Origin of the sequence: Frankia sp. Mgl5 (assembly GCF_023242985.1) — a bacterium.
Classification (GTDB): Bacteria; Actinomycetota; Actinomycetes; order Frankiales; family Frankiaceae; genus Parafrankia; species Parafrankia soli.
The window spans coordinates 1-8,754 of sequence record NZ_JALKFY010000660.1 but is presented as its reverse complement, the minus strand read 5'-3'; the positions used below and the strand labels follow the sequence as shown (position 1 = coordinate 8,754).

Sequence of the window (8,754 nt, the reverse complement as noted above, 5' to 3'; positions counted from 1 at the left end):
GGCCGGCGCCCCCGGGGGGGGGGGGGGGGGGGGGGGGGGGGCGGGGGGGGGGGGGGGGGGGGGGGCGGGGGGGGGGCCCCCCCCCCCGGCCGCTGGCCAGGCCACTCCCCCAGCCTCCGTCCAACCGTGGTCAGGCCATGTCGGCGAACACCACGATGTTGTCCCGGTAGCTGGACCGGGCCTGGTCGAAGACTCCTCCGCAGGTGATCAGCCGCAGCGCGGGCGCCCCCGTGGGGCCGTACACGTCGGCGGCGGGCACAGCGTCCTTCGGGAAGCGGGCCAGTCCGCGCACCACGAAGACCGCGGACGACCCGTCGGCCCGGTCGACCTCCACCCGATCGCCGGCGGCGAGTTCCCGCAGGCGGAAGAAGACCGCCGGGCCCGTCCGCGAGTCCACGTGTCCGGCGATCACCGCGGTGCCGGCCTCGCCCGGTTCGGGGCCGGCGAAGTTCCACCCGGTCTCGTCGAAGCCGGCTGGCGCGCGCAGCCGCCCACCCTCGTCGAGGGCCAACGGCACGACGGGCGCCGAGACGGCGATGGCCGGGATCCGGACCCGCACCGGGTCGGCAACCTGGGCCGGGTGCGCGCCCGTGCCACCTCCGTCGCTGGTGCCGCCCCCGCTGCCCGTACCGACGGCGAAGGAGGTGGCCGCCGGCGGCGTGACAGACCGGTCCGGTCGCGGCCCGCAGGACAGCGACCCGGGGAGCAGCACCACGAGTGCCGCCGCCGGCAGCCACGCCCGCCACCCGCGCCGGGCCCTGGTCCGGGTCCGGGTCTCGTGGCGGGTCTCGGTCCGGTGCCAGCCTCTGGCCCAGGCCCGGGTCAGCTTTCGACCCGCGCCCTGCGCCGCCGCGCGGCGAGGGACGCCAGCACGCTGAGACCGGCCAGTGCCCCGATGCCGGTGCCGCCTGCGGCGAGGGCGAGCGCGGGCCCGCGCTCGTCCCCGGCCTGGCCTGCCCCGCCGGTGCCGAACGCGGCGCCCGTGCGCGCGGTGCCGCCGGCCCCCGTGTCGATCCCGCCGACGGGAAGGGCGGAGTCGTCGTCCCCGGCCACCGCGACGGCACAGCGCTGGCGCAACACGGCCAGCTCCTCGCGGGGAATCGTCGTCGGCAGGTTTTCACAGTCGGGGACGGGCCTCGGCGTCGGCGCCGAGGGGACACCCGGCTGCGCGGGAACGGGCGCGGGGGACGGAGCCGCCGTCGCGCCCGGGACGGCGGGGACCGGCGCGGGTGCCTCGGACGGCGCGGACTGTGCCGGTGCCGGTGCCTCTGCTGGTGCCTGCGCCTGCGCCGGCACCGGCACCGGCGCGGGCACAGCCGGGGCGCTGGCCGCGTACGCGGTGCCGGTGGTGCCGGCACCGACGAGGGCGACCGCGAGCCCGACCGAACCCAGCAGCCTGAACCCGGGGGGCGCGGTGCGGCGGGGCGCGGTCAGGTGCGTGGCGGCCGCGCGTCCCCGCGCCGCACGATCATGAGCGGTGTGACCCATGGAGTTGTGACCTCGCTTCGGTGCTTGCCCGTCGCGGCGAGTCCGCGGCGTGCGAGCGACGCTTGTCGCCGATCATGGGCTCGCGGTGAGGCGAGGGTGAGAGCCTTCTCATCGGCCACGGCGCCCGGTCCGCGCCGAGAGTCCGGAACGTCTTAGCCTTAGTCACCGTGAGGCCCATCCGGCGGGACCGGCGGTACCGCCGGACCACCCGTGCCCGTGCCACCTCCGCGGACGTCGTCCGCCGGCTGCTCGTCGCCGTCCCCGGGGTCGTGCTGGCGGTGGTCGTCGCGGCCGCGATCGCAGCGCCCGGGTTCGGGGTCGCCGTCACCGGAGGCAGCCTGCCGCCGCCGCCCGACCTCGGCGGACCGATCCTCCTGCCGGCGGGCGTCTCGGCGTCGCCCAGCCCGCCCTCCGCGATGCCCGTTCCCACCGAGCCCGCGCCACGTGTCGAGAGCGACCTGGACGCGGCCACCCGGCGCTGGCTCGCGGCCATGGTCGAGTCCGGCCGGCTCACACCCGGGGCGGAGGGGTTCGCCGGCCTCACCGGGGTCCCCGCTGTGACGTACCGCCCGCTGCCGGCAGCCGTACCGAGCGCGGCCCCCGCGCAGGCCGCGGAGCCGGAGCAGATCCCGAGGGATGAGCCGGCGCCCGCCGAGGTCCCGTCAGCGCCGGCGCCCATGCCGCCCTCCCGGGCCACGCCGGCGCCGTCACCGATGAGATGAGGAGATTCTCATCCACGGCACATGCGTGCCGGGGGATCCGTCGACCAGGCTGTTAGGTCGTGAGGCCGTCCCGGATGCGCCGCGCCGCGCGGCACGTGGCGACCTCGGCGCGCCTGCACATCCTCGGATGGCAGGTGCTGCTGGTGGGGGTCGCGCTCGCCGGGTCGGTGCTGGTCTCGCGCGAGGTGCTCCTGGCCAGGGCGGACGAGCGCGTCGACCGGGGCCTGGCCCGTCAGGTCGCCGAGCTGCGCCGCCTCGCGACCGCCAGCGTCGACCCGCGGACGTCCCGGCCGTTCACCGACGTGCGCGAGCTGCTCGAGGCGCATCTGGAGCGCACCATCCCGGGGTCCAACGAGACCATGCTCGCGCTCGTCGACGGCCGGCCGTTTCGGCGCAGCGCCGAGGAGCCGGTCTACCGGCTGGACAACGATCCACGGGTGGTCGCGGCTTTCGTCGCGGGCCCGCAGCCGCGGTACGGGACGATCACGACGCCGGCGGGGGAGGTGCGGTTCGCCACCGTCCCGGTCCAGGTGGCCGGGGCACCGGAGCGGGGCGTGTTCGCCGCCGCTGTCTTCGCGGACCGGGAGCGGGCCGAGGTGCAGGAGGTGGTCCGGGTGCTGGCGATCGCCGGGTTCGCGGCCCTGGCTCTGGCCGGTGCCGGCGGATGGCTGGTGGCCGGCCGCGTGCTCGCGCCGGTGCGGGAGCTGCGCCGCACCGCCCAGGCCATCAGCGACACGGACTTCTCCCGGCGTATCCCCGTGGCGGGCCGCGACGAGATCGCCGAGCTGGCGCGCACCTTCAACAGCATGCTGGACCGCCTGGAGGACGCCTTCGCGACCCAGCGCGCGTTCGTCGACGACGCCGGCCACGAGCTGCGCACGCCCATCACGATCATCAGCGGGCACCTTGAACTGCTCTCCGACGATCCGGCGGAGCGGACCGAGACCGTGGCCCTGGTCACCGACGAGCTGGACCGGATGAGCCGGATGGTCGACGACCTGCTGACCCTGGCGAAGGCCCGGCAGCCCGACTTCCTCCGGGTCGCCGATGTCGATCTCGTCGCGTTCACCGACGACCTGATGGCGCGGGTCGGCGCGCTGGCGCCGCGGCGGTGGCGGCTGGCCGAGGCCGGCTCGGGCACGGCCGTGATGGACCGGCACCGGATCACGCAGGCGCTTGTCCAGCTCGCGCAGAACGCCGTGCAGCACACGGGTGTGGGTGATGAGGTGCGCCTCGGCTGCCGGTCGCGCGCCGGCGTGGTCCGCTTCTGGGTCGCCGACTCTGGTCCGGGGGTCGCCCCCGAGGACCGGGACCGGATCTTCGAGCGGTTCGCCCGTGGCCGGCCGGGCCGCGGGACGTCCGAGGGCGCCGGGCTCGGCCTGGCGATCGTGCGGGCGATCGCGGTGGCGCACGGCGGTGACGTCCAGGTCCTCGGCGGGCCCGGCGAGGGCGCGACCTTCGAGCTGGCGGTGCCCCGCCGTGGCCCCTCCGGCACGGGACGGCCCGGTGCCGTGGTCGGTGTCGTGGCCGGGGGGCGGGACTGAGATGGCCAACCGGGTGCTGATCGCCGAGGACGAGTACCGGATCGCCTCGTTCATCGAGAAGGGCCTGCGCGCGAACGGGTTCCTGCCGGTCTGCGTCGGCGACGGCGCGTCCGCGCTCGAGGTCGCCCTGCGGGCCGAGGTCGACCTGATCGTCCTCGACCTCGGCCTGCCCGACATGGACGGCTTCTCCGTCCTGCGGCGGCTGCGCGGAGCCGGGGTGGACGTGCCGGTGGTCGTCCTGACGGCGCGCGACGGCGTGCGTGACACCGTGGCCGCCCTCGAGGGCGGTGCCGACGACTACATGTCCAAGCCGTTCCGGTTCGAGGAGCTGCTGGCGCGCATCCGGCTGCGGCTGCGGGCGGACCGGGCGCCCGAGGCGACCGTCCTGCGGGTCCGGGGGGTCAGCCTCGACCTGCGTACCCGCCGGGCCCAGGTGGGCGGCCGGACGGTCGACCTGACGGCCCGGGAGTTCGTGCTCGCGGAGACGTTCCTGCGCCACCCCGGCCAGGTACTGGCCCGCGAACAGCTGCTCTCCGCGGTCTGGGGTTACGACTACGATCCGGGCAGTAACGTCGTGGACGTCTACGTCGGATATCTACGCCGCAAGATCGGCGCGGACTGTATAACCACCGTACGTGGGATGGGATATCGGCTGGAAGCCTGACGGACCCGGCTCGCCGCATCCTGCCACATTAGTCGGGCGGGTACCCCACGATTCTTTCTTCGGATACCGGCGGCGCCGGCTGTGTGGCATCCTCCCTGGCGTGCTTCCACTGCTGGTGATTGCGCTGATCTCGCTCGCGTCCTGGATTTTCCTGGCGCTGTTCCGAGGATTCTTCTGGCGGACCGATCAAAGGCTGCCCGCCGGCGACGGACCGCCACCGGAACAGTGGCCGGCGGTAGTCGCCGTGGTCCCCGCGCGTGACGAGGCGGACGTCCTTCCCGACACGCTTCCCTCACTGCTCGCGCAGGACTATCCCGGGCGCCTGAGCATCATTCTGGTGGATGACGCCAGTACCGACGGGACGGGCGAGCTGGCCCGGGAGCTGGCGGCGCGGGCGGCGGCGGCCCGTCCCGAGGCGGCGGTGGCGCTCACCGTCATCGGGTCGAGCGAGCCGCCGGCCGGCTGGACGGGCAAGCTCTGGGCGCTGCGGCACGGCATCGCCGCGGCCGGCGCGCCCGAGTTCCTGCTGCTGACCGACGCCGACATCGCGCACGGTCCGAGCTCGGTGCGCGAGCTCGTCCGGGCGGCGACGGCCCGCCGGCTTGATCTCGTCTCGCAGATGGCGCGGCTACGGGTCAACACCGGATGGGAACGCCTCATCGTGCCATCCTTCGTCTACTTCTTCGCGATGCTCTACCCGTTCCGGTGGTCCAACGACCCGGACTCGCGGGTCGCCGCCGCCGCCGGGGGATGCTCGCTCGTCCGCCGCCGGGCGCTCGCCGACGCCGGTGGGCTGGACGCCATCCGGGACGCGGTGATCGACGACGTCGCGCTGGCCCGCGTGATCAAGAAGTCCGGCGGGCGGACCTGGCTCGGGCTCGCCGACCACGTCTCCAGCCACCGGCCCTACCCGCGGCTGGCGGACCTGTGGCACATGGTGGCGCGCACCGCCTACGCGCAGTTGTTCTGGTCGCCGCTGCTACTCGTGGGCACGGTTCTCGGGCTCGGCCTGGTCTTCGTCGCCCCGGTCGTCGCGACCATAGCCGGCATCGCCGCCGGAAACGTGGCGGTGGCCGCCGCCGGGCTGCTCGCCTGGTCGGTCATGATCACGACGTTCGGACCGATGCTGCGGTACTACGACCAGCCCGTGCTCTCCTCGCTCGCGCTGCCGTTCACCGCGGCCCTCTACCTGGCCATGACCATGGACTCGGCCCGGCGGCACCGCGCCGGCCGGGGCGCCGCCTGGAAGGGGCGCACCTACTCAGCTCCCGCCGGGAAACGGGTCGGCCAGGGAGCCGGTCAGGACGCCGGCCAGGGAGTCGAGACGGCGGCGCAGGGCGAGGGCGTCGTCCGCCAGCGCGCAGACGAGGACCCCCGGTCCGGCCAGGGGCATCAGGGCGACACTGTCCCCTACCGCGGCGGTGACCGGCTCGAGACCGGTCGCCGGCCCGGCGACCAGGACTGACCCGACGGCACGGGCGCCGGCGAGTACCGCCGGCCCGGCCACCCCCGGGACGCGCGGGCCCAGCCGCAGCTCCTGGTGCAGCAGCGGCCGTCTCCGCGGCCCGGGGACGGGATCGGGTGCGGTACCGGCGTCGGTGGTGGGCGCCGGGCCCGGTGCCTGGTCGACGTCCACCCGGAGGGAGGTCTCGAGGTCGCCGCCCGGTTCGCCGAAGCGGCCAAGGATGATCTCCTCGCGGTACCGCAGCCGCGCGTCCGCCGCCAGGATGATCTCGGTGGTCATCCGGTGGCGGGCTCCCCGGGCGACGACCGTCGGCTCCGGGAGGAACGACAGCGTCGCGGCCGGCCCAACCTGGGCCCGCAGCGCGAACGTCGACGGCCCGGCGCCGTGGCCGGGCAGGGCCACGGTCGCGGCCACCGACCGCACCACCAGGTGCGCCCCGGCGCCGACGACGATGTCCAGGCCCAGGTCGTCGCCGGCGAGCGGGCCACCCGCACCGCCCACAAGGTGGACCACCACGACGCGCCCCGACCCGCCGGTGCGCCGCGGCAGCACGGGCACCGCCGCGCGCAGCTCGGTGATCCTGGCCGTCCCGCCGCCGTCCAGCTCGACCTGGAGCGCGGCGCGCGCCCGAACGGTCGTGCGGGACGGCGCCGCGTGCGGGCTGACCGCGGGCGGGCTCACTGCGGGCGGGCGGGCGCCGGCAGCTGGGCGAGGACCCAGTCGGCGACGTCCGAGGCTCCCGCGTCGGAGCGGAGGCTGGTGAACAGCACCGGGCGGTCGGCGCGCCCGCCGCGCATCGCCGCCGCGTCCCGGGCCATCACGGCCAGGTCGGCGCCGACGAGCGGAGCGAGATCGGTCTTGTTGACGACCAGCAGGTCGCTGCCGGCCACGCCCGGCCCGCCTTTGCGGGGCACCTTGTCACCGCCGGCGACGTCGATGACGAAGATCTGCCGGTCGACGAGGCCGTAGCTGAACGTCGCGGTCAGGTTGTCGCCACCGCTCTCGACCAGGATGAGGTCGAGCCGGCCGAGGTCGGACTCGAGATCCTCGACCGCGTCGAGGTTGGCGGTGATGTCGTCGCGGATCGCCGTGTGCGGGCAGCATCCCGTCTCCACCGCGCGGATGCGCCCCGGGTCGAGGACCCCGGCCGAGCGCAGGAAGTCGGCGTCCTCGGTGGTGTAGATGTCGTTCGTCACCACGCCGAGCCTGATCCGCCCGGCCAGCGCCCGGCACAGCGCGGCCACCAGGGCCGTCTTCCCGCTTCCCACCGGGCCGCCGACCCCCACCCGCAGGGCCCGGTCGGTGGGCGCCGGCCCGGCGGGCGTGCCCGGTGGGCTCTGCCAGCGCGGGCCCGCGCCCCCGGACGCGGCCGGCGCGCCCCCGCCCCCGCCGAGAGGCCGATCGTGTTCCAGGTGCACCGGTCGCTCCTCGTCTCGCTGGGTCTTGCTGGTCGGCGCTGGGCTGTGCTGATCGGCTCAGTCGCGCGCGCCCCGGGCTGGCACCACAGCCCGGCCTGCGCAGCGTAGCCCCGTGCTGCGACAGTATGGAAACGGAAGATCGATAACGTTGTTTTTTATCGAAAACGGCGTTACGGTCGATGGGTGGACGAGATCGGGACAGTGGATGTGACGGTTCTGGAGGACGGGCGAGCGAGCCTGCTGCACGCGCGGGTCGAGCCCGGTGGCCCGGGCCGGTCGGGGCGGGTGCTCGTCCGCCCGGCCGAGGGCGGCGGGCTGCTCGGGTGGCGCCTGCGGCCACAGGGGTGGTGCCGCGGCGACGTCTGCATCCCCGCGTCCGTCGCCGCGCGGCGGCTCGGCGCGGGGGAGTGGGGGCTCGGCGCGGAGGACTGGATCGACGTCGCCGAGTTCGCCGGGCTGACCGGGCGGCTCGCCATGGTCGACGCGGTGCGGGGGGTGGTCGCGCTCGGCCCGGCGGCGGCCAGCCACGAGCTGCGCGGCCTGCTCGACGGCGGAGCCCCCGACGCCGGTGCCGCGCCTGACGTGGCGCTGCCCGACCTGGAGGGCAGGCTGACCGCGCTGTCGGACCTGCGGGGGCGCAAGGTCGCCGTCGTCGCCTGGGCGTCCTGGTGCGGCTGCCGCTACGACCTGCCGGCCTGGGCGGCCCAGCACGACGAGCTCGCCGATCAGGGGTTCACCCTGGTCACGGTCGCGCTGGACGCGGACCCGGCAGCCGCCAGGGAGTGGATCGACGCCGCCGGCGGCACCCATCCCGCGTTGATCGACACCGACGGGGTGCTGGCCGGGCGCTACAACCTGACCAACGTCCCGACCGTGTTCTGGATCGACGAGGCCGGCCGCCTCGTCCGGCCGCCCGACACGCAGACCGCGACGGACACCTTCCGGTCCATGAACGGCATCGACTCCGCCCGCGCGCTCGCGGCGCTGCGCAGGTGGGTGACGACCGGGCGACCGGGGCTCGGCGCCGAGGACGTCCGTCGGCACCTGCGCCCGCCGTCCGATGACGACCAGCGCGCCCGGCTGGCCGCCGCCATCGGGATCCATCTGTACCGCGCCGGCCAGATCGAGGCAGCGGCGGGCTACCTCGAGGAGGCGGGTCGGCTGGCGCCCCACCAGGTGGCGATCCGGCGCGGGACGATGCGGCTGCGCGGCGCCGACCCGTTCGGCCAGGAGTACTTCGGCCTGCGGGCCGAGCTGGAGGCGAACGGCGTCCCGATCTACCGCCCGCTCCCGGACTGGCAGGCGGAGGAGACCAGCGCCGCACCGCCCCCGCCCGTCGACGCGGCCGGGTCGGGTGGCGGTGGCGGTGGGCGCTCGCTGGTGGACCGGTGAGCGTCGCGGGCGGCGCCCGCCCCCGGTGCCCGGCCGCGGCGGGGGGGGCGCGGCGGCGGGG

8 protein-coding genes and 1 pseudogene are annotated in these 8,754 nt (G+C 75.9%); 5 read left to right on the top strand and 4 right to left on the bottom strand.

All coding sequences use genetic code 11. The annotated features are described in order from the left end of the window. Nucleotides 1-130: 130 nt before the first annotated feature. Both MXD62_RS21815 and MXD62_RS21810 read right to left on the bottom strand, forming a co-directional pair. Nucleotides 131-715: a class F sortase gene (locus MXD62_RS21815; protein WP_248831346.1), complete on the bottom strand. Its 585-nt coding sequence runs from the start codon at nt 713-715 to the stop codon at nt 131-133. Nucleotides 716-822: 107 nt separating this feature from the next. Further along, entirely contained in the window at nt 823-1,488 is a 666-nt protein-coding gene (locus tag MXD62_RS21810; protein ID WP_248831345.1) for a hypothetical protein, read from the bottom strand. A gap of 167 nt (nt 1,489-1,655) precedes the next feature. Between MXD62_RS21810 and MXD62_RS21805 the strand changes: the two genes are divergently transcribed. From MXD62_RS21805 to MXD62_RS21790, 4 genes and pseudogenes are all read left to right on the top strand, one after another. Further along, nucleotides 1,656-2,210 (top strand): hypothetical protein, encoded by a 555-nt coding sequence (locus MXD62_RS21805; RefSeq protein ID WP_248831344.1) that lies wholly within the window; start codon nt 1,656-1,658, stop codon nt 2,208-2,210. A gap of 74 nt (nt 2,211-2,284) precedes the next feature. After that, complete coding sequence (locus MXD62_RS21800; protein ID WP_248831343.1) at nt 2,285-3,754, top strand: HAMP domain-containing sensor histidine kinase; 1,470 nt, start codon at nt 2,285-2,287, stop codon at nt 3,752-3,754. Nucleotide 3,755: 1 nt separating this feature from the next. After that, nucleotides 3,756-4,418 (top strand): response regulator transcription factor, encoded by a 663-nt coding sequence (locus MXD62_RS21795; protein WP_248831342.1) that lies wholly within the window; start codon nt 3,756-3,758, stop codon nt 4,416-4,418. Further along, nucleotides 4,390-5,622 (top strand): annotated as a pseudogene (locus tag MXD62_RS21790) (glycosyltransferase); the annotation flags it as partial. The gene MXD62_RS21795 and the pseudogene MXD62_RS21790, both read left to right, overlap by 29 nt. 57 nt (nt 5,623-5,679) lie before the next feature. Here the strand turns inward: MXD62_RS21790 and MXD62_RS21785 are convergent. After that, complete coding sequence (locus MXD62_RS21785) at nt 5,680-6,564, bottom strand: urease accessory protein UreD (RefSeq protein ID WP_248831341.1); 885 nt, start codon at nt 6,562-6,564, stop codon at nt 5,680-5,682. Beyond that, nucleotides 6,561-7,301 carry an urease accessory protein UreG gene (gene ureG / locus MXD62_RS21780; RefSeq protein ID WP_248831340.1) on the bottom strand — a complete coding sequence of 247 codons (741 nt, stop codon included), beginning with the start codon at nt 7,299-7,301 and terminating at the stop codon, nt 6,561-6,563. Before ureG ends, MXD62_RS21785 begins: the two co-directional genes overlap by 4 nt. Before the next feature lie 201 nt (nt 7,302-7,502). Between ureG and MXD62_RS21775 the strand changes: the two genes are divergently transcribed. Beyond that, entirely contained in the window at nt 7,503-8,693 is a 1,191-nt protein-coding gene (locus MXD62_RS21775) for a redoxin domain-containing protein (protein ID WP_368862431.1), read from the top strand. Nucleotides 8,694-8,754: the final 61 nt, after the last annotated feature.

Coding starts and splice junctions, on each gene's coding strand:
- MXD62_RS21800 (WP_248831343.1), top strand. CDS start 2,285: ATGCGCCGCGCCGCGCGGCACGTGGCGACCTCGGCGCGCCTGCACATC.
- MXD62_RS21810 (WP_248831345.1), bottom strand. CDS start 1,488: ATGGGTCACACCGCTCATGATCGTGCGGCGCGGGGACGCGCGGCCGCC.
- MXD62_RS21795 (WP_248831342.1), top strand. CDS start 3,756: ATGGCCAACCGGGTGCTGATCGCCGAGGACGAGTACCGGATCGCCTCG.